At 42.1% G+C, this 21,508-nt stretch carries 20 protein-coding genes; 14 read left to right on the top strand and 6 right to left on the bottom strand.

All coding sequences use genetic code 11. From position 1 onward, the window contains the following. Positions 1–22: 22 nt before the first annotated feature. Positions 23–1,174 (bottom strand): 3-phenylpropionate MFS transporter, encoded by a 1,152-nt coding sequence (locus ACFOZY_RS08805; protein ID WP_378154445.1) that lies wholly within the window; start codon positions 1,172–1,174, stop codon positions 23–25. Between the two features lie 112 nt (positions 1,175–1,286). Between ACFOZY_RS08805 and ACFOZY_RS08810 the strand changes: the two genes are divergently transcribed. The 3 genes from ACFOZY_RS08810 (at position 1,287) to ACFOZY_RS08820 (ending at position 4,131) form a co-directional block, all read left to right on the top strand. Beyond that, positions 1,287–2,213, top strand: a complete 927-nt coding sequence (locus ACFOZY_RS08810) for a M15 family metallopeptidase (RefSeq protein WP_378154448.1) — start codon at positions 1,287–1,289, stop codon at positions 2,211–2,213. Positions 2,214–2,287: 74 nt separating this feature from the next. Next, the gene (locus tag ACFOZY_RS08815) at positions 2,288–3,235 is read left to right on the top strand and encodes an ABC transporter permease subunit (RefSeq protein ID WP_378154450.1); all 948 of its coding nucleotides are present in this window, start codon (positions 2,288–2,290) and stop codon (positions 3,233–3,235) included. After that, entirely contained in the window at positions 3,232–4,131 is a 900-nt protein-coding gene (locus ACFOZY_RS08820) for an ABC transporter permease (protein WP_378154452.1), read from the top strand. The genes ACFOZY_RS08815 and ACFOZY_RS08820 overlap by 4 nt, the downstream gene beginning before the upstream one ends. Positions 4,132–4,183: 52 nt before the next feature. Here ACFOZY_RS08820 and cls read toward each other — a convergent pair whose 3' ends face one another. Next, on the bottom strand, positions 4,184–5,635 hold the full coding sequence (gene cls / locus ACFOZY_RS08825) for a cardiolipin synthase (RefSeq protein WP_378154454.1): 1,452 nt from the start codon (positions 5,633–5,635) through the stop codon (positions 4,184–4,186). Positions 5,636–5,802: 167 nt separating this feature from the next. Here cls and ACFOZY_RS08830 point away from each other — a divergent pair, with 167 nt between their 5' ends. Beyond that, positions 5,803–7,191, top strand: coding sequence for an L-cystine transporter (locus tag ACFOZY_RS08830; RefSeq protein WP_378154456.1), 1,389 nt, complete (start codon positions 5,803–5,805; stop codon positions 7,189–7,191). A 49-nt stretch (positions 7,192–7,240) separates the two neighbouring features. Here ACFOZY_RS08830 and ACFOZY_RS08835 read toward each other — a convergent pair whose 3' ends face one another. Further along, a complete protein-coding gene (locus tag ACFOZY_RS08835) occupies positions 7,241–8,473 on the bottom strand; it encodes a helix-turn-helix domain-containing protein (RefSeq protein WP_378154458.1) in 1,233 nt (410 codons plus the stop codon). 105 nt (positions 8,474–8,578) lie between these two features. On the opposite strand from ACFOZY_RS08835, the gene ACFOZY_RS08840 reads away from it, so the two are divergent. Next, positions 8,579–9,883: an MFS transporter gene (locus tag ACFOZY_RS08840; protein ID WP_378154460.1), complete on the top strand. Its 1,305-nt coding sequence runs from the start codon at positions 8,579–8,581 to the stop codon at positions 9,881–9,883. 16 nt (positions 9,884–9,899) lie between these two features. On the opposite strand, the gene ACFOZY_RS08845 is transcribed toward ACFOZY_RS08840, so the two are convergent. Both ACFOZY_RS08845 and ACFOZY_RS08850 read right to left on the bottom strand, forming a co-directional pair. Then, positions 9,900–11,057, bottom strand: a complete 1,158-nt coding sequence (locus tag ACFOZY_RS08845; RefSeq protein ID WP_378154462.1) for an MFS transporter — start codon at positions 11,055–11,057, stop codon at positions 9,900–9,902. Positions 11,058–11,143: 86 nt separating this feature from the next. Continuing rightward, positions 11,144–11,545, bottom strand: coding sequence for a CBS domain-containing protein (locus tag ACFOZY_RS08850; protein WP_378154524.1), 402 nt, complete (start codon positions 11,543–11,545; stop codon positions 11,144–11,146). Between the two features lie 199 nt (positions 11,546–11,744). Here ACFOZY_RS08850 and ACFOZY_RS08855 point away from each other — a divergent pair, with 199 nt between their 5' ends. Beyond that, positions 11,745–11,882: an Lmo0850 family protein gene (locus ACFOZY_RS08855; protein ID WP_378154464.1), complete on the top strand. Its 138-nt coding sequence runs from the start codon at positions 11,745–11,747 to the stop codon at positions 11,880–11,882. A gap of 78 nt (positions 11,883–11,960) precedes the next feature. Here the strand turns inward: ACFOZY_RS08855 and ACFOZY_RS08860 are convergent, their stop codons facing one another. Further along, complete coding sequence (locus ACFOZY_RS08860; RefSeq protein WP_378154466.1) at positions 11,961–13,145, bottom strand: FtsW/RodA/SpoVE family cell cycle protein; 1,185 nt, start codon at positions 13,143–13,145, stop codon at positions 11,961–11,963. 151 nt (positions 13,146–13,296) lie between these two features. On the opposite strand from ACFOZY_RS08860, the gene ACFOZY_RS08865 reads away from it, so the two are divergent. The 8 genes from ACFOZY_RS08865 to ACFOZY_RS08900 all read left to right on the top strand — a co-directional run bounded on the left by ACFOZY_RS08865 (position 13,297) and on the right by ACFOZY_RS08900 (position 21,471). Then, a complete protein-coding gene (locus ACFOZY_RS08865) occupies positions 13,297–13,629 on the top strand; it encodes a DMT family transporter (RefSeq protein WP_378154468.1) in 333 nt (110 codons plus the stop codon). Further along, positions 13,629–13,943 carry a DMT family transporter gene (locus ACFOZY_RS08870; RefSeq protein ID WP_378154470.1) on the top strand — a complete coding sequence of 105 codons (315 nt, stop codon included), beginning with the start codon at positions 13,629–13,631 and terminating at the stop codon, positions 13,941–13,943. Before ACFOZY_RS08865 ends, ACFOZY_RS08870 begins: the two co-directional genes overlap by 1 nt. Positions 13,944–14,031: 88 nt before the next feature. Beyond that, on the top strand, positions 14,032–15,114 hold the full coding sequence (locus ACFOZY_RS08875) for a D-alanine--D-alanine ligase (RefSeq protein ID WP_378154472.1): 1,083 nt from the start codon (positions 14,032–14,034) through the stop codon (positions 15,112–15,114). 12 nt (positions 15,115–15,126) lie between these two features. After that, the gene (locus ACFOZY_RS08880; protein ID WP_378154474.1) at positions 15,127–16,494 is read left to right on the top strand and encodes a UDP-N-acetylmuramoyl-tripeptide--D-alanyl-D-alanine ligase; all 1,368 of its coding nucleotides are present in this window, start codon (positions 15,127–15,129) and stop codon (positions 16,492–16,494) included. Positions 16,495–16,586: 92 nt separating this feature from the next. Then, positions 16,587–17,285 carry an alpha/beta hydrolase gene (locus tag ACFOZY_RS08885; RefSeq protein WP_378154476.1) on the top strand — a complete coding sequence of 233 codons (699 nt, stop codon included), beginning with the start codon at positions 16,587–16,589 and terminating at the stop codon, positions 17,283–17,285. 323 nt (positions 17,286–17,608) lie between these two features. After that, positions 17,609–19,108, top strand: a complete 1,500-nt coding sequence (locus ACFOZY_RS08890; RefSeq protein ID WP_465251162.1) for a DEAD/DEAH box helicase — start codon at positions 17,609–17,611, stop codon at positions 19,106–19,108. Positions 19,109–19,532: 424 nt separating this feature from the next. Continuing rightward, positions 19,533–20,012 carry a PH domain-containing protein gene (locus tag ACFOZY_RS08895; RefSeq protein WP_378154478.1) on the top strand — a complete coding sequence of 160 codons (480 nt, stop codon included), beginning with the start codon at positions 19,533–19,535 and terminating at the stop codon, positions 20,010–20,012. After that, the gene (locus ACFOZY_RS08900; protein ID WP_378154480.1) at positions 20,005–21,471 is read left to right on the top strand and encodes a PH domain-containing protein; all 1,467 of its coding nucleotides are present in this window, start codon (positions 20,005–20,007) and stop codon (positions 21,469–21,471) included. The genes ACFOZY_RS08895 and ACFOZY_RS08900 overlap by 8 nt, the downstream gene beginning before the upstream one ends. Positions 21,472–21,508: the final 37 nt, after the last annotated feature.

Genomic DNA, 21,508 nt, shown 5'->3' on the forward strand with positions numbered 1-21,508 from the left:
CGTAACCAACTAAAATAGGTCCTTAGTAGGAATACTTCTTTCTGGTGGCCAAAACAAGTATAAGGGCAGGAATAGAACAAGCCGTCATACCTAAAAAGGCAATTTTAGGTGAGTATTCATATAATGGACCGCCTGCGAATGTAAGGAGCGCTGTACTTAGGCTCATGGCAAATGCGGCATACATTCCTTGAGCTGCCGGAATCTGTTCATCAGGCAACCGTATAGAAATATATTTGATGAACGCATAGTGGGCAACGCCAAACGACAGAGCATGTAACAGTTGAGATAGCACGAACATCCAAACATTTGGGGATAGGAATATTAACAGCCAGCGGACAGTAGAACCTACCGCGGCAATTATAAACATCGTTGAAACCTTAGTGTTAGAGAGCAGACGGTCAGCTGCTGCAAAGACAATGATTTCTGAGACAACGGCAATATTTAAGATGAATCCGATATAGAATGCACTGACTCCGATCTCTTTTAAGTATATAAACCCATAATTATAGTAGGACGTATGGGCTCCTTGGAGCAGAATGGTCAATAAAAGTATAGTTATAAAACTACTTGAAGTAAGAAGGGTCTTGTAAATCCCTTCTCCGGACGTGCCTGACTTGTGCAAGGGACCTTTTAAAGTATCAGGTGCAGGCAGGAATTGAGTAAGGACCATCAGGAATAATCCTAAGATAAGTATCCATACTATCGAATTTTCTCCCCACGTATATGTGGCAATCCCGATCAAAAGTACAGCAATTATATAACCGAACGATCCATAAGAGCGGCTTTTTCCATAATTGATGTTCTCTTTTTGCATTAAGACGGATCCGCTGCTTTCCATCGCAGCCAAAATATTCGGATACACTAAACTAAAGATCACCGTAATGACCAAGAGCATTCCAAATGAATCGGATGGGATGTAGAACAAAACTATAATCAGTGATAGAAGAGCAGAATATCGCATAAATGAGCTAAGAGAAGAACGCTTTGTCGCTTCGGGGAAAAGTAAGAAGGTCGAGAGAGAGCGAATAATCATACCAGCTCCCATGATTATACTCGCCTCTATGACAGTGAGACCTTTTCCGTCTGTAAGCCATCCAACCATATAAGGGAGAAAAACTCCCCAAGTAAAGAAGAATGTAAAGAAGTTAAAAGAAAGCCAGCGTTGTGTTTTCATATGGTTGTAACCTCGCAGAAGTTTAAATAGTCTTATTCATTATAGCGGAAAAAGGATAGGAAGAGCTTCATAAAGATGGTAAACTAACTGTAGGTTTTTAGAAAGAAGGGTAATGATGGAATTCAACAGGTTTAACCACAACAAGAAAAGTAACCGCACGTGGATTGTGCTTTCAATTATAGTTTTTATCATCGTATTAGCCGCTGGCAGTTGGATCGGCTACAATGGCTGGAATGTCAATCGAAGTATAGATAACCTTGTGGCCGTATGGAATTCAGAGAATAAAGGGGGAGAAGGGGAAATGATTCCAACCGGAGGGGATCCGACAGAAACACCAGAGGTGCCGGAACGACAGCAAGCAGAGCCTGAACCTGTTCCGGAAGCGCCTAAGCAACCGGAAGAAAAGCCTGAAGTGACACCGCCTCAAGAAAAGCCGTCAGAAGATGTCAAAACACCGGTCCAGCCGGAACAAACGATTGATCATGGCGGTTATATTGAAGGAGTGAAGATTCCAAAGGAACCGACGTATATAAATGGTGTTTTGATTGCTAACAAAAAGAACCCGCTGCCTCAGGACTTTGCACCTGGGGAAAACAAGGAAGCCCGTGAGGCTTTTGACAAGATGGCAGCAGAAGCGAAGCTTTCCGGATTTGAATTGGTGGCATTTAGCACGTACCGCTCATTTGACTATCAGACGACTCTTTACAACCGATATGTTGAAAAAGACGGGCAGGAAGCAGCTGACCGCTATAGTGCCCGTCCAGGATTTTCGGAACATCAAACCGGTCTTGCTTTTGATATTGGAGAAAAGAATTTTGAACAATATTGGGCGGACTCCGAATTTGGAAATACCCCAGCAGGACAATGGGTAGCAGAAAATGCCCATAAATACGGGTTCATCCTCCGATATCCGGAAGGTAAAGAGGAAATCACAGGGTACATGCATGAATCTTGGCATTTCCGATACGTAGGGGAAGGAATTGCACGGGATGTCTATATAAAAGGCATCACATTAGAAGAATACTTGAACATACAATAGAGCCTGCTATGTGCAGGCTTTTCTTACATCGAAATTATTCTGTTTATTCCGACATATAAAAAGGGGGAATCGGAATGCTGAGTAAGTTATTAACACAAGTGGGTCTGTGGGCGGTTGCTTATTGTGTATTAATCACCATCTTTTTAATGCCTACCTCGGTAAATTATCAACCATCCGAAGTGCGGGGGCATTTTGCAGGTGCCACATATGACTATTCTTTTGAAGAGCATTGGGAGCTAATGAAAAGTTTTGGAGCTTATCTTATAGAAAATAAGGGCTTTGGTTATGAGGAGAATGGGGATTCTATTTTAGGATTCATGCTGGAGAAGATAGGTAGGAGTGTTTTGCTCATTATTCCTGCAATCTTCATTTCGTTCTTTTTCGGGATTATGAAAGGAATCTTTGACTATCGAACACGCAACTCTCTTGGTAAACTGCCGGGGAAAAGTATGACGTGGCTTTCCTTATCTGTACCGGATATGTTTTTTGTCCTTCTGATCCAATTGACGCTGCTTTTTGTGGTATATAAAGGCTGGCTGTTTCATATTGATCTGTTTGGAAGTGATAAATTGGAGAATGTTTTATTATGTATTCTATTCTTATCCATATATCCAACTGCCTACATCGCGAACATCACGTTCCAATCATTACGGGATGAAGAGGGGTTAGATTATATTCGGACAGCCAAATCGAAGGGACTCAATGATTTTCATGTATTTTATAAACATATGCTGAAAAATGGCTTCCTCAAAATTTTAGCCCATGCCAATTCTATGGTTCTCTATCTGTTATCCAATCTCTTTATCATTGAGTTTTTTATGGAGTACCGAGGGGCAGCGTACTATTTTAAAGGAGCATTAGGACAGCCGAATGTTTTCATGGTCGGGCAGAATGTCTCCTCCATTGATATAGTCTACGCAGCCGGATATGCATTTTTCTTCACTGTAGTGATATTGATTTCGAATGTGATTGCGGAGATTGCTAAGAACTTCGTGTCTCCCATGAATGGCGGTGAGGCATGATGAACCGCTCACTTTGGATTGGCGGCCTCATGACCCTTGTTACTGTCATTGTCTTTGTGTTTGGGCCGCATTTACCACTCATTGATGAAAGTCTTGAGAGGACACTTGTTATAAGAGACGAAGCAGGCAAATTATTAGTCCCACCGATTGAACCCTCAAAAGATTTTCCGTTAGGAACAGATAAACATGGGCGGGATCTCCTGTCTCGCTTAATCATTGGGGCAAGAGAAACATTAATATTAGTGGCAATGATCGCAGGAATCCGGCTTGCTTTCGGATTGGTGCTATCAATATTATCTTTTTACTTTAAACCCGCTAAAGTTGTGATGGATTTATGGAATCGACTCTTTTCTTTTATGCCGTCTATCTTCTTTATCATCGTTTTATTAAACATACCGTTCATCATGTTTTCATCGAATCGCGATATTTTGGCCATTCTTACGATTGCATTGGCGGAAGGGGGACGTGTAGCTTCCGTCTTTTATGCGATGATGACAGAAATACAAAAGAAAACATTTATGGAAGCGGCGATTGCAGCAGGCGGTTCCAGGTGGAATTTATTCAGGAGGCATTATTGGCCAATAATGAAAGGGCATGTCTTAGTACAGTCGCTAACGGAAGCCGCACGAACCATGTTTTTAATTGCGCAGCTGGCGTTCTTGCAGATCTTCATAAACCAGGTTTTCATGTCGCAAGAAGCAAGAGGTACATATTTATCAATTGACCAATCCCATTCATGGATGTCATTCTTCCACGAGGCACGCTTGGACGTATATATAGCTCCATGGATTCCAGTTTCGGGTTTTTTAGCGATCACCTTTGTCATGGTGGGACTCTATCTTCTGGCTGATGGACTTCAACGAAGAAACTTGATGAAACAGAGAAGGATGGTATAGCCGTTCAAAAAGAGAGGGGAGGAATCCAAAAGATTCCTCCCCCTTCCGATTTTTATAAAATGGGTGATAACAAGCGTGAAACGGATTCTTTTAATCGAATCATGGAAGATCTCTCCTGATAAGATTCCCAAGTCAGTTCGGTAGATAATTGCATATCTTGCTCGAACAGCTCAGCAAGCCTTCGGGAAGTTTCTTTATCATAGATAAATGCGTTCACTTCAAAATTCAGTTTAAAACTTCGCACATCAATATTCGCCGTTCCTACGGTTGAAACTTCATCATCTACTACAATTGTCTTCGCATGTAGGAATCCATTTTCGTAAATATATACTTTAGCTCCTGCCTTTAATAACGAACCGACATTCGAATACGTTGCCCAGTAAACAAATAGATGGTCCGGTTTATTCGGTATCATAATCCGGACATCGATCCCTGACAAGCAAGCAATTCTTAAAGCATCTAAAAAGCTGATGTCTGGTATGAAGTACGGCGTCTGGATATAAATGTACTTAGTGGCCAAGTTGATCATTTTCAAATAGCCGTCTTTAATCTGTTCCCATTCAGCATCCGGCCCACTTGATACAATCTGCATGCCGACAGTTCCTTTTCGTGGAATGGCGGGGAAGTAGCGTTCCGAATACTCAATGTCATGGTTGGCGGAAGCTTGGTTCCAATCCAGGATAAACCGAGTCTGGAGCGGATGAAGGGAACTACCCTCTAAGCGTAAATGTGTATCTCTCCAGTAACCGAATCGTTTATTAAGTCCTAAATACTCATTCCCGACATTAAATCCGCCGATATATCCAATCCGTCCATCTACTATAACGATTTTACGGTGGTTCCGATAATTTAATCGGGGATTGATCAATGGCAAAATGGAAGGGAAGAAGGCTTCAACTTCTCCACCGTATGCAATCAGTTCTTTAAAATGCCTTTTTCTCAGCCATCTTGAACCCATATCATCATAAAGGATTCGAACTTTGACACCTTGTTTTGCTTTTCTTAGTAATGTGTTATAAATACGTTTACCAATTTCGTCCAGGCGGAAAATATAGTATTGAATATGAATATGGTCTTTTGCCGAATCTAAGTCATGTAGAAGAGATTCGAACTTATCGAAACCATCGTTAAAAATGCGGACATCGTTGTCTTGGGTCAATACCGCATGATTGTTCCGTAAGTGAAGATAAATCATTGCATTGTAGGAAGTCGTATCTTTCATCAGGAATTCAAATGAATTGTCCTCTATGGCTTCCATTTGGTAGTGAATAAGTTTTTCAATACCGATCCTGCTTCGTCCTTCCCAGCGGAAAAGATGCTTCCGCCTTAAAGGGCGCCCAAGTAAAAGGTAAAGGAAGAACCCTGCAACCGGCAGGAAGAACAGGACCAAAAGCCATGCCCATGTCGATGTAGCATCTCTGCGCTCAAGGAATATTAAGGCAATGGCAAGGAATATATTAATGATAAGAGTCGCAGCAATAAAGATGGTAATTATTTGGCTCATTTTATATCCCCCATCAACCGGTCATTCTAACAATAAGTATAGCAGGTAAGCTGAAAAAAATCGTAGGAGGACGCCGAAAGAACATTTCCGAGAAAACCTACTTGACTAATAGGTATTAAAGTCTTAAAGTATGAAAGTCATTTACTTTTCGTAAGGAGGTTTAAAGTTTGGAAACTTTATATATTGTTTTAAACGTTGCTGTCTTAGTTGCACTCATTGGATTGTTAGTTTATATGCAACGAAAACACGTCTCATTTTCCAAGCGGGTTTTCACGGCGCTTGGATTAGGAATTGTACTCGGTCTTGTACTCCATCTCATTTACGGTGCAACCTCAGAGGTGCTCGCTGATTCGGTAGCTTGGTATAACATTATCGGTACTGGTTACGTGAAATTCCTTCAAATGATTGTTGTACCTTTAGTATTTATCTCTATTTTAGGTGCATTTACACGAATTCAATTAGGAAGTAATTTAGGTAAGATCGCTGGCTTGATCTTATCCATCCTAATTGGAACAACTGCTATTGCAGCGGTTGTAGGAATTGCCTCAGCAGTGGGCTTCCAACTTGATGCATCGGAATTAGTGCAAGGAGAAGCGGAGACAGCTCGTGCCGAGAACCTTGTGCAAAGAGCCGCTGAAGTGGAAGGAAAGACACTTCCGCAACAAATCATTGAATTCATTCCAGCAAATCCGTTCCTTGACTTTACAGGAGCACGCCCAACTTCTACTATCGGTGTTGTCATTTTTGCAGCGTTCTTAGGTTTTGCGTATTTGGGAATCTCCCGTAAGGATCCTGAAAATGCAGCTACAGTAAAAAAGGCAGTAGATGCCCTTTATGCGTTAGTTATGCGTGTCGTAACACTCGTTCTTCGCCTGACTCCATATGGTATTTTAGCGATCATGGCAAGAACGGTCGCAACTTCCGATTTCGGTGCGATTTACAATTTAGGTAAATTCGTCATTGCATCTTATGTGGCATTAGGTACAATGTTCATCATTCACTTAATCATCGTTTCCCTTTCAGGGTTAAATCCAATCACGTACTTGAAAAAAGTTGCTGATGCTTTACTCTTCGCATTTACTTCCCGTTCAAGTGCCGGTACATTGCCATTGACGATCAACGCACAAGCGAACCGTCTTGGTGTATCTGAAGGAATTGCGAACTTCTCTGGTTCCTTCGGTTTGACCATTGGACAGAATGGATGTGCCGGAATTTACCCGGCAATGCTTGCAGTCATGATTGCCCCTTCTATGGGTATTCCTCTTGACTTGCCGTTCATTTTGACATTGATCGCTGTCGTGGCAGTTAGTTCATTCGGTGTGGCAGGTGTCGGCGGTGGTGCAACATTCGCTGCAATCCTTGTCCTTTCAGCGATGGATCTGCCAATTGCATTAGCAGGTCTTTTGATCTCAGTTGAACCGTTGATTGACATGGGTCGTACTGCGTTAAATGTAAACGGGTCGATTACTGCTGGTGTCGCAACAGCTCGTATTACAGGTCAGTTGGATAAAGATATGTATAACGAACCGATGGAAAAACAAACTGCTGAAGTTTAATGAAAATAATAAAAAAGGAAAAGCCGCATAATGCAGGCTTTTCCTTTTTTTATTTAATCTGATCTTTAATGTATCCATAAGTATCATTTATAAAGTCTTTGTATGGCGAGTGCGGCATAGTTGATACATTGTCTACTGCTAACTTTGCAAATTTTAAAGCTTCTTCATCATGTCCCAAATTCAAAAAACATAATGCTTTATAAGAATCTGTCGTATAAAGCATGGATAAGTCATATGGGTGATGGATATAATCTGGTATTTTATAATCCTCAAGCCATTTTAATGCCTGTTCGTATTGGCCCATTCCGTACAGTGATTTTCCCATTTCTGGATAGAAGAACGAAATATCTTTACCAGGTTCTTTGAAATAGTGATCTATAAATGACAAGGCGGCTTCATAATCCTTGGCATACGTATTATAATAGTGGGCTTTCATTAAGTCGACAAATGCTTCAGTCATTTTATGGTCGGCGAATGCAGCGTATTGGGCTAATTTCTTCAGATAATATTCCATGTTGGCATTATGTCCTGCCATCATCGCTTCAAAAGCCGCTAACCTATACAAATCATCAGTCCGATAGAAAATCCTGTGCTCTTTCGAATATTTAATCGCTTCATTCATGACTTCAACTGCCTTTTCAGTTTCCCCTACAGCAAAACATAAAATTGATTCGTAGTAATTATAATCGAGCCGAGTCATGGCATCTAAGACCCCATTTTGATGTTCCAACCTTTGACGTTCGGTTTGAATAATTCTTAATGCATCCGCATATTGATGTTCAGTAAACTTTGTCATGGCATAAAAAGTAATCATTTTGGCACGCTGATTTATAAGATTCAGCTTTTCGTACCGATTGATTGATTCATCATAATACTTACGCCAATTGTTGTTTTTCTTATGAAATAGACAACGACTATATAGCTCCAGAAGTCTCGCCGATTCGTATGAGAGAGGTATCTTATCTGCATAAGGTTTGACCAATTCAATAATCTGGTCATATTCGTCCTTCAAGTTTTCAAACTCCACTTTAAACTGTTCTTCCACCTGTTCAAGCAGCTCTCTTAAATCAGAAGTGCTAAATTCCGATAATAGGTCTATTGTTTCTACATCCAACTGTCTTGCAATATAATTCAAGCTCTCCATAGAAGGGTTGGCTTTGCCGTTTTCAATAAGGCTAAGCATACCTTTTGTTAATTGATCTCCGGCAAGTCCCTCTAACGTAAGATTTTTTTGTTTTCGCAACTTACGAATTCGTTCACCTAAGTTTTCGATCGTGCACACAACCTTTTTTATACTTTTGTTTAATTATATTAAACTTTATTGTTGAAAGCAAAAAGAATGTATGGTTTAATTAAATTAAACTTTTAAACATTAAGGGGAATTAAAATGTCTGAAGAACAAAAATTAAAACGGGCAACCTATCATCTCTGGACGTTTACAATCAGTAAATTACTGTCGACATTTGGGGCGAGTGTCTTTGCATTCGGAGCAGGGCTTTTCGTGCTCGAGATGACTGGCTCAGCTGCAAATTTTGCCATCACAATGGTATGTAGTATCTTGCCGCGTATGCTGCTTGCACCGATTGCCGGATATATAGCCGATAATTATCCCAAAAAACCGATCATTATCATCGCGCAAATTGGAAGTGTCTTAGCAGTTAGTACGTTACTTGCCTATAGTCTCATTTTTGACATTACTGTTTTAAGCATTTATGTTGTCACGGCTGTTTTATCGATTACATCTCTTTTTTCGGGGGTCACGTTTTCATCTTCTATTGCAACACTCGTGGGTCCTGACAGGATTCAGAAAGCAATGTCATTCAACCAATCGTCCATTGCCATTGCCACTATTGGGGGGCCAGCTGTCGGTGGGATGCTATACGGTTGGACGACAATGACTGTCTTTCTTTTGTTCCAGATTGTCGGATATGCAATTGCAGTCATTCTGGAATCGACGATGAACTTCAGACTTTATTCGAAACGGGAACAAAACGTTCAATCGGAGCAAAAGAAGGAGTCCGTCATCGAAGGCATTAAAAGTGGCATCTCTTATTTGAAAACACAGAAGATCATTTCACTCATTGTTTGGGTATCTCTTTGGATTAATTTCTTCTTTGCAGCACTAAATGTAGGAATGCCGTACGTTTTACGTGAACAGTTGTTTATGAAGTCTACCCACTTTGGCTACGTTGAAGCCATTCTATCTGTGGGAATGCTACTCGGTTCCCTTTATTTTGCCGCCAGAGCAGAAGTGAAATATCCTTTGCAATTCAGTAAGCGGGGAGTGCTGGTTCTAATTGCGCTTTTGGCACTTTTCCCGATTCCCTCAGTGATTGAACTGCCTTACTACGGAAACTTTGTCTATTATCTGGCGTTAATGTTTTCGTTCGGTGTAACACTGATGCTCATTAACACACCGATCGGGGTTGTCATGCAGAAGGAAATTGAAGAGGAATATAAGGGGCGAGTTTTCGGTCTTTTAGAAACAATGGCTCAAGCAATGATGCCATTAGGCGCTATCATCTTTGGTCTTCTATTTGATGTAGTAGCTGCGGAATGGGTCATTTGGGGAGCATGCCTGTTCCTAATCGCAATTGTCCTATACTTGATGCGTCCATCGATCATCGTCCAGGCGCATCCTGAGCTTGATAAGAAAGAATCTTTAAAGCACGAAGCAAAAACTGCAGTATGAATATAAACCGGTCTCCTTAATTAGGGACCGGTTTCGCATTGTTTCGGAAAATGAAAATGAGCAAGATGGTTAACAAGGAAAGAGTGGCGGAGATGAAATACACATTTCCAGAAATACCCGTTAAGATCCAGGTGAATAAAAGAGGTCCGGCAATGCGTCCTAAGTTATCCATCGAATAGGACATGCCGGAAGCGGTCCCGTAACGTCCACCGGATTCCTTAGTTGTCAAAGACACTAAAACCGTCCTCGCTAAAGCATTCCCGGCTGTGAATACACTAAGAGACACTCCTGCCCAGAAAAGGCTCCCCGTAAAAGGAAACATTAGTAAACCTAAAGCAGTCAAAACTTGTCCGCCAATTATCCATTTCGTCTCGCTGCCGTGTTTTACTCTTCGAACTACCCCACCTTGAATGGCGGCATCGACCAATCCGCTTGCTATGAAAAGATAGCCGATTTGAAGTGGTGTGATTTCAATATTCTTCACTTGGAAAAGCTGGAAAGTTGCTTCTACACCGGCAAGCAGGAAAGTTACCATGAACGAAGTGAGGAATAGATAACGGACTCGATACTTCCATAGATCCATCCCGCCTTTTGGCACAATAGTTCGTTTCTTTCCTTCATTTCGATTAACGGGTTCTTTTAGCACGAGGGCTGCGTATATCATCAGCAGGAATGTCAAGATGGCAGAAGCGGTGAAAGGTAGTGTCAAGCTGATATGCCCAAGCACTCCACCAATCGCCGGGCCGAATATGAAACCGAGACCAAGTGACATACCGATCAGTCCCATATACTTATTGCGTTCTTCATTACTCGTCATGTCTGCTACAAAGCCATTAACGGAAGTGTATAAGGCGCCTGAAAAAACCCCACCAACCATACGTGAAACATACATCATCGTTAATGAATCGATCCACACGGAAAAGATCAGGAAGCTTAAGCTAAATCCGAATAGGCCGATCATGATCAGTGGTTTCCTGCCAATCCGATCTGAAAGTGAGCCCCATAACGGCGCAATGAAGAATGAAGATAGGGCATAAACGGTCAATAATCCCCCCACATGTATTTCATTTAACTGCTGTTCGATAATCACTTCCGGCAAAATAGGAATAATAATGCCGAAACCTAAATAGACAAGGAATTGGATTGACATTAATAAGAGAATTGCTTTTTTCATGGTGAACACAACTTTCTGCATAAAGGTAATTCCATTTTACCTGATATACAGAATAGAGGACAAAAGAAAACGCGCACTTAGGCGCGTTACAGGGAATTCCCTTCAATTGCTTGACGGATTGGAGACCTGGAGCCGATTGGCTCGGGGACTGAAAGTTCGGACAGAGTGAGGTAGCCTGCAAGTTGGCCATTTTCTATAACGGGGAGTCTTCTGATTTTATAAGTCGCCATTAGAGCGGCAGCTTCTACTGCTGAAGATTCAGGGGTTATCGTAATAACCTCTTTCGTCATGAAATCTTCGACAATCGATTGCGAAGTTAAATCAGTCCGGGTGGAAAGGTCACGGTCGGTGATGATTCCAATGACTCGCTGGTCCTTGTCAATAACAGGCATACTACCGATATCCAACGTCCTCATATTTTGGACTATTTCTTGAGCGAAATCGGTAGGAGAGCAAGTTACGACATCGCGGCTCATAAGATTTTTCACAAACAATTGAAATTCCTCCCTTCATGTCGTTTAGTATGTTTACAAAAAGGATATGATATGTAACAGAATTGAAAGATTTGATGGAAACAAAAAGTGGTAGTATAAACGTACAGATGAAAAAAATCAAATCTTTAGGTTCGGAGAAACTCTGGAGGCTTACATAGCGTCTATTATTATAAGAAAGGTTGAGGTGGCACGAATGGCGAAAGAAGTGGATGTCAAGAAAATTGTGACGAACCTGTCGAAACTCGGTGTTCCCGTTACGATGACGAAATCCCGTGTGGAAATGTTGAAAGCGCTCGCACCGCCGGCACAAAATGCCCATACCCAATCATGACACGCACGGAAAAAAGGACCGTCACCATGGCCATACGAAATGGCCATGGTGACGGTCCTTTTTTCATGATAATTTTACTTATTCCTCATCATCTGAACTGAACATATACTTGCGGTGATGGAATTTCATACTGAATACGAGACCGATGGCGAGGAAATTCCCCATTAACGAGCTTCCGCCGTAACTGATGAACGGAAGTGGAATTCCGGTAATCGGTAGTAATTGCAGCCACATGCCGATATTCTCGAACACATGGAATGTGATCATCGCGATAATTCCTGCACATACATACGTACTGAATTGATCCTTTAATTCCAACGTAATTTTAGTCAAATGATAAATAAGCAGGAAGTATAAGCTGATGACAAGACTGGCTCCGATGAATCCATATTCTTCGCCAATGACAGTGAAAATCGCATCGGTGTGCTGCTCTGGAATGTAAACCTCGCGGCCGAAGAATCCTTTTCCGAAAATCTCCCCTGAACCGATTGCTTTGAGGGAATTCAATAACTGATACCCTTCATTCGATGCGTACGATTCTGGATCGAGCCAGGAATAGATCCGGCCGAATTTATAAGGTTCAACACCTAATTTATCAGCCATGAAATCCGGCATATAAAGTGCCATCAAGATGAGGGATGTACCAAGGGCTGCGACTCCCGTCATGAGAGGTACAAGGATTTTCCAAGAGATTCCACCAACCACAACTAAGGCAATGGTTATAGCGATAAACACTAAAGAACTTCCCAAGTCGGGTTGTTCCATAATGAATGCGAGCGGCAAGCCTGCAATAAGTGCAATTTTTCCTAATAACATAAAATCGGTTTTTATGGTTTTGTTTAAATGATGCTCGTTATGCGAACTAATGACTTTCGCCATAGCCAAGATGAAGAATGTCTTCATGAACTCGGAAGGCTGGATACTTCCGACTGGTGTATGGAACCAGCTCTTTGCACCATTACGGATTTCTGCAATTTGTCCTTCTCCGCCGGGAGCAAGCATCAATACAACCAATAGTAAGATTCCAAATCCATATAGATACCAAGCCATTTTCTTATATTGGTCAATATCGAAGAACATCGTGAAGGCAATGATGAATGCTCCGACCCCGTACCACATGATCTGTCTCGGTATGAAGTTCAGGCCATATTGTCCGGATGTTTGTGCGGATGAAATCGCCAAAAGGCTGACGATGAAAAACATAAAAATTATAAATGCAAGCGTCCAATCGAAGCGATCCGTTACGCTATTTTTTGAATCCATAAGTTTCACCTAATCTTTTTTCAGAATATCTAATTTAGTATAACGCAAACGTGCAACTTTTTCTTCGTATCCTCAAGGAAATGACGCGAAAGAACTGGAAATGTTCCATTTATGATAATATGGTGCCATTCTTTAAAATGGAGGAAACATCATGGCTTGGATTTATTTGATTGCAGCCGGACTTTCAGAAATAGTTTGGGCGATCACGATTAAAGAATCTCATGGTTTCACGGTCCCTTTACCGTCGATCATCACGATTGTATTTTTGATCATCAGTTTTTATCTGTTTTCAAAAACACTTACAGACATGCCGGTCGGAACTGCTTACGCTATTTTCACAGGAATAGGAGCGGTAGGCGCAGTATTCGCCGGAATTTGGTTATACCACGAATCTCTTAGTTTCGGAAAGTTATTTTTCCTCGTCCTCCTGATTGTTGGAATGGTCGGATTGAAGTTGACAGACAATGAGGAGGGGGCGGAATAATGGAATGGCTGATTTTAATAGCTGCTGGATTATTCGAAGTGGTATTTGTCATTACAATGAAATTGTCGGATGGTTTTAAGAAGCATCTTTACACTATTTTAACCATTGTATCAGCGGCATTAAGCTTAGGTCTTCTTTCATTAGCACTAAAAGTGATTCCTGTAGGGACCGGTTATGCCGTATGGACGGGAATTGGTGCAGCGGGAAGTGTGCTGGTCGGAATGCTTCTTTTCAAGGAGAAGAAGAGTATCTTGAAAATTATGTTCTTGAGTTTTATTATCATCGGGGTCGTTGGGTTGAAATTTGTTTCATAGGCCAAATAGCATGTCTGCTTATTAACTGTTCATCGCCTCCGCCTCTTCGTGATAAACTATAACTATCCGACAAATGGAGGTTTTTTGAATGAAAAAACGAATTGGCTTATTATATGGCGGGAAGTCCGCTGAGCATGAAGTATCCTTAATGACAGCACGTGCAGTTACTGGTGCACTTAACTTTAATAATTACGAAGTATACCCGATTTATATAACGACTGATGGAGAGTGGCGTAAAGGCAAACGTCTTAGCGGTCCAGTTGAACATGTAGAAGAATTGCAATTCGGGACTGAACAGTTAGCGATTCCGAATAATATTTCCGATTTTTTACCGACTAAGGCTGAATCTGAGGAACAGGCATTGGATGTCATCTTCCCGCTCCTCCATGGACCGAACGGTGAAGATGGAACGGTTCAAGGACTCCTTGAAGTGTTAAACCTTCCGTATGTAGGGAATGGAGTATTAGCATCATCTGCTGGGATGGATAAAGTCGTGATGAAGCAACTTTTCTCAGTAGCCGGGTTAAAGCAAGTTCCGTATATCCATTTTATACGTAGTAACTGGAGGAAATCACAAGAGAAGTTATTGGATCAGATTGAGGAGCAGCTTTCGTTCCCAGTGTTCGTTAAGCCTGCTAATTTAGGCTCGAGTGTAGGGATCAGCAAAGCGGTTGATCGGGAAAGTCTGATACAAGCAATTGAACTGGCGTTTAAATACGACCGGAAGATTGTGATCGAACAAGGTGTGAAAGCCCGGGAAATTGAAATGGCTGTATTGGGTAATGATTCTCCGAGATGTTCTGTTCCTGGAGAGATTAAGCCTTTAAAAGATTTTTATGACTACCAAGCGAAATATCAGGACGGGAATACAGCACTGATTATCCCGGCTGAGATTCCAGACGAAGTCGAAGATGCCATGAAGGATATGGCGCTGAAAGCCTTTAAAGTATTGGATTGTTCAGGGTTAGTACGGGCGGACTTCTTTGTGACTGACGACAATGAAGTGCTGATCAATGAAATAAACACGATGCCCGGTTTTACTCCGTTTAGCATGTATCCACTATTGTGGCAGCACACAGGCCTTAGCTACCCGGATCTCATCGAGGAATTGGTGAGACTGGCTATTGAGCGCCATGACGAGAAGCAATTATTGAATTATACGATGGATTGAGTGGATGAATAAATGAAAAAACAATTGAGAACTATTGCCGATTGGTTAAATGTAGAAACGCAGGGTTTGAGAGAGGTTGAAGTGTCAGGTGTATCCATCAATACTCGGACACTGCAGCCTGGAGATCTTTTCATCCCGTTCAGAGGAGAAAAGGTAAATGGCCATGACTATGTCATGACAGCACTTGAAAATGGAGCAGCTGCCTCGCTTTGGCAAGCGGATGAACCGAATCCTCCGAAGGATGTACCCCTATTATTCGTAACCGATCCGGAATTGGCTCTACAAGAAATGGCCAGGAAGTACAGAGAAGAATTGGATACAGTATTTATAGGGATTACTGGGTCTAACGGAAAAACATCAACGAAGGATTTAGTAGCTGGCGTTCTATCTCCTTACTTCAAGGTTCAGAAAACAGAAGGGAATTTCAATAACCAGCTCGGCTTACCTTTGACGATTTTGTCACTTGATGAAGAGACAGAGTATGCAGTCCTCGAAATGGGGATGAGCGGTTTTGGTGAAATCGAATTCCTGACAAAAATGGCAAAACCAAAATATGCGGTGATCACCAACATCGGGGAAGCGCATATGCAGGACTTGGGCTCGCGTGAAGGGATTGCAAAAGCGAAGTTTGAAATTGTTCAAGGGCTGTTGCCTGAAGGTATGCTCTTTTACGATGGGGATGAACCGTTATTGGTTCCCCATGCAGCCACTCTATCGGGGGATAGGAAGACAGCATTTGGATATGGAGAAGAAAACGCGCTTTCGGTCCAAGGTATCCGTTCGACTGAAAGGGGAAGTGAATTTACAGTTTCCGGTTTGTTGAATGAGTCATTCACTATTCCTGTTTTGGGGTCGCATCAAGTGAAGAATTCACTTGCCGCAATCTTAATCGGCATGGCAGCAGGATTGAATGCGGAACAAATTCGCTATTCCCTGCAAAGTGTCAAATTGACGGATATGAGAATGCAAGTGCAGACCGCAAATAATGACGCGATTTTCATCAATGATGCCTATAATGCAGCTCCTGCTTCTATGAAAGCGGCTTTGTCATTCTTAAAGGAGACAGAGATGAGGGAGGAAAAGTGGGCAGTCTTAGGCGATATGCTGGAGCTTGGCGATTTAGAGCGGCAGTTCCATGAAGAAGTCGCTGATGATCTCACACCTGAAGTCATTAAAGGCGTTTGTCTATATGGTCCGAGGATGGAATGGCTGTACGAAAAGCTGAAGGGCAAGTTTGATCCGGAGTGCCTAATCTGGAGTAAGGATGAATATGATCCACTGATTGAATGGCTTAGTGTTCGACTCAATTCTAAATCAGTTGTCCTGTTGAAAGGTTCTCGTGGTATGGCGCTGGAAAATATTCTAAAAGCGTTTGTTTAATATGTCCCGAAACCGGCTGGAAAAAGAATTGGTGGTTCCAGCCGGGATTGGGGCTTTTTATGTACATAATTTTCTGGAAGGTGGGGATTCCTTTGAAGACGGGCGTACTATTCATCCATGGCTTTACAGGCGGACCATACGAAGTTGCACCGTTCGTCCGCTATTTAGAAGAACGTACGGATTGGGTATTCTCTGTCCCGACACTTCCAGGGCACGGGACAGAATTGAATTTAAAAAAGTTAACGGCTGAAGACTGGATGATGGAAGCGGAACTTGCTTTGCGCAAATTGGAAAAAGAAGTAGATCAGCTATATATTGTCGGATTCTCAATGGGTGGTTTAATTGCGCTTTACTTGGCTCTTCGATACAAAGTATCCAAACTTGTGTTGCTAAGTGCCGCTGCCAAATATATTAGTGGTCGCCAATTACTGGAAGACGTGAAGGGAATAGTTGGCCAGGTCATTACGGGACAGCCTTATGATGAGACATTTGTGCATTTATATGAATACAAGCTGACGCATACGCCTTTGCGTGCCGCCATTGAATTTTTGCGAATCGTACGAATGGTTGAGCCATATTATAGCCAAATTACAGTACCGGCCGTCATTGTTCAGGGGAAAAAGGATGGAATCGTTCCGTATACTACAGCTCAATTTTTGTACGAAAAAATGGGTGCGACCGATAAGAAGTTAATCACATCAGAAACCGGTAAACATCATATTTGTTATAGTCAAGATTGCGAGGATTGGTTCGGACAAGTGTTTAATTTCTTGCAATTAGGGGAAAGGTAAACTGACAATTGGCATAACGGCAGAATCGTTGCAACAGGTGGAAAAGCGTGGTAAGCTATTATGAGCAATGGATACATTTTGTGAAAAACTCTTCACGTGTGGAGAGTATTTTTTTGAATATAACGGTGGATTCCTCCGGGTCCTAATCCCAAGGCCCGCTGAACATACCGCTCGGCAATGACCGGGCTTTCCTTTTGTAATTCCCCTCTTAAATGATAGTGAATTGTTATCGGAACGTTCCTCTATAGGCTCGTAAATTGCCGCAATTTCATCTGAAAATGTAACCATTTGTCAAATGTAAAGGAAAAAGGAGATTGAAGAGTTTGACAAATTTTTCAGAATTTAATATCAGCCCATCAACGTTGAAATCACTTAAACGCATGGGCTTCGAAGAAGCAACGCCAATCCAAGAAGGTACAGTTAAATATGGCATGGAAGGCCGTGACATTATTGGTCAGGCGCAAACAGGAACAGGGAAAACTGCTGCATTCGGTATACCTTTGATTGAAAAAGTGGATCCAAAAAACCCTGATGTACAAGGGCTGATTATTGCACCGACTCGTGAGTTGGCAATTCAAGTTTCAGAAGAGCTATATAAAATCGGTTATGATAAGCGAGTTAAAATCCTTTCTGTTTATGGCGGACAGGAAATCGGGCGTCAAATCCGGGCACTAAAAAACAAACCGCAAATCATTGTTGGTACCCCTGGACGGATCCAGGATCATATCAACCGCCGTACATTAAAGTTGGAAAATGTTCAAACACTCGTCTTGGATGAAGCGGATGAAATGTTGAACATGGGATTCATTGATGACATCAATGCAATTTTGGAAACTGTACCGGAAAATCGTCAGACTTTGCTATTCTCTGCAACGATGCCAGGTCCGATCCGTAAAATTGCTGATAACTTCATGAAGGATCCTGTAGAAGTAAAGATCAAGTCGAAGGAAATGACGGTTGAAAATATAGATCAATATTTCGTGAAGGCGCATGAACGTGAAAAATTTGACGTATTGACTCGTCTCTTGAACGTACATCAGCCGGAACTTGCAATTATCTTCGGACGTACGAAACGTCGTGTGGATGAATTGTCCCAGGCCTTGACAATCCGAGGCTACTTGGCTGAAGGGATTCATGGAGACTTGAGCCAGGCCAAGCGGTCGTCCGTTCTTCGCCAGTTCAAGGAAAATAAAATCGATGTATTGGTTGCTACTGACGTAGCGGCACGTGGACTTGATATCTCAGGTGTAACACACGTGTACAACTTTGACATTCCACAAGATCCGGAAAGCTATGTTCACCGTATCGGCCGTACTGGTCGTGCTGGTAAGAGTGGTATGGCGATCACTTTCGTCACTCCACGTGAAATGGGTTATCTTCGAATTGTGGAAGAAACAACGAAGAAGCGCATGACTCCGCTCCGTCCACCAACATCGGATGAAGCATTACTTGGACAGCAACGTCTTGCGATCGAATCGTTAAAGGAAATCGTTGAAAAGAACGATTTGAATGATTACCGTATTCTTGCAAACGAATTGCTTGAAAATCTCGACGCTGTCGATGTAGTAGCTGCGGCTATCAAATCGATGACGAAAGAGCCAGATGATTCACCAGTAACAATTTCTGAAGAACGTCCGCTGCCTTCAAGAAGAGGCAAAGACAACCACCGAGGTGGTGGCGGCGGCTATAAAGGCGGCCGTAGTTCAGGTCGTCCAGGTGGCAGAAGCCATGATCGTGGAGGTTCCCGACGCGGAGGAAGAGACGGAGACAAACGTGGCGGCCAAGGCCAAAGCCGGTCCCGCTCCCGTTCTAAATTCGAATAAGTTGTTTAATCGGCTATGCACTTTGCATAGCCGGTTTTTTTGTGGGTTGTAAAAGAGGGGGGGATATAGCCGATTTTAATAGCTCAAGTATTTTTGGTGATGTCCAACCAAATCGCGAAAGTTTCCAACTAAGTCATGAAACTTTCCAACCAAATCGTGAAAGTTTCCAACTAAGTCATGAAAGTTTCCAACTAAGTCATGAAAGTGTCCAACCAATTCGCCAAACTTCCAACCAAACAAAAAGTCCCTCCACAAAGTTTGAAAATTCTCTTGTAGCTTTATGTTGTACAATTAAATAAGAACATGAAAAATTTTAAAAAACAGTTATACTCATTCATTGAAATTTAATGACCCAATAAAACCACCAGCTAAACGAAACATTTCACCGTTTCATTCGTAAACAGAACAGAAGAGAGGTGTCATCATGAGGAGAGAACCACAAAATAGAATATCGATGAAAGGTTTAAAGGTTTGGAGACTTTACGGAATCATGCAAACTGCGATTACGACGCTAATTGTAGCCGGCGTTGCATTTCTTACATATTTTTTTGATTGGCCAAAGTGGATATGGCTTATATGCATTGCTATTCCTATCATCGATACATATGTGTTTATTTATTTATTCCCGAAACTTCGTTGGCTGCGTTGGCGCTATGAAGTAAGTGAGCAGGAAATTGAAATTCAGCACGGCTTGTTCATTATGAAGCGAACACTCGTCCCAATGGTAAGGGTCCAGCACGTCGACACAGAGCAGGGACCGATTTTAAGGAAATACAATTTGTCCTCCATCACCATTTCTACTGCAGCTACCATCCATACGATTCCTGCGTTGGAAATGGAAGAGGCGGATGAACTAAGAACTCGGATTTCACAATTGGCAAGGGTGGCGGAAGAGGATGTCTAAACGCTATAAACTGCATCCGATTTCTGCTGTCATTAACTTTGTCAAAGGACTAAAGGATTTAGTGATCCCGTTTGCCGTCATTTTGTTTGCGAATGGTTTTAACGGAGATTGGTGGAGTCTTTTCCCTTACTTATTCATCGTACTCGCGTTAGTCTTTTCTTTAGTGACGGGTATTATTAAGTGGAAGCGTTTTGTTTACTGGTTTGAGGAAGATGAGCTCCGGATTGAATCCGGGTTGTTCGTGAAGAATAAACGATATATCCCGTTTGAGCGCATTCAAAGCTTGAATTACACGGAAGGAATTCTCCACCGTCCGTTCAAATTGGTGAAAGTGGATATTGAAACAGCAGGTACAAACTTGTCAAATAAATCAGAGGCAGAGTTAACAGCCATAACACGGGAAGCTGCAGATGTGATAGAACGGGAAATGGCAGCTGCGAAAAGAAGAAAAGTGAATGGCGACCTGGAAGTTTTAGAAGATGAACAGGCAGATGAAGCGGAGTTAACCGCGCTTAAAAGTGAGAAGTTTTATAAAATGTCTCTGAAAGAACTATTGGTATTAGCTTCTACTTCAAGCGGAATCGGGGTTATCTTTTCGGGGATCGCCGTTGTGTTCTCGCAGTTCTCGGAATTTATTCCGTATGATTTCATTTATGAAGAGTTAAAGACCTTCATTCAATTCGGTGTATTCATGGTTGCATTAGCGGTATTTCTTGTACTGCTCGTTGCTTGGATTGTATCTGTTGGTATGACGCTGCTGAATTATTATGATTTCTCGATTGCAAAGGAAGAGGACCAATTATACATCACTCGCGGTTTGCTTGAAAAAAAGAAAATCACTTTACCGATGAAACGGATCCAAGGGGTACGGATTGTAGAAAATCCATTGCGTCAACTATTCGGCTATGCTTCCGTCATTGTCGATAGTGCAGGCGGCTCAATAACAGACCAACAAAAAATTAACCTCTTTCCGCTCATAAAGAAAGCGGAAGTGAAACCGCTATTGGAATCCATTCTTCCTGACTATGATTTCCAGGGAGAATTAGAATCGGTTCCAGAGCGGAGTAAACCATATTTCTATCGGATTGACTTTGTCTGGATGATACCGATTATTGTGTTGGCGGGATACTTTTTCTATCCATATGGCTTATTCTCGCTGCTCCTAATACCTATTGGAATTGCTTGGGGGCTGTGGCAACACCGTGCAGCCGGATTCACACTGTTGGATCAACAAGCAATCTTCCAATTCCGTGTTTTCAGTAAGCATACGTATTTCCTCAAACGCAGAAGGATTCAGTCATTGGAAGTTAACCAGTCGTACTTCCAAAAGAGACGAGACTTGGCAACCATCCAGGCCAATATAAAATCCGGAAGTTTGGGAGCGTCTGCTGTCGTTCCGCATATGAATGCAGAAGATGCTGGCCGCATTTTGGATTGGTATGAACCCGGTACTAAATAATCCTAATTTAAAAAGAGAGCATTCCGATTTGGAATGC

The organism is Chungangia koreensis (genome assembly GCF_042651785.1).
Classification (GTDB): domain Bacteria; phylum Bacillota; class Bacilli; order Bacillales_A; family Planococcaceae; genus Chungangia; species Chungangia koreensis.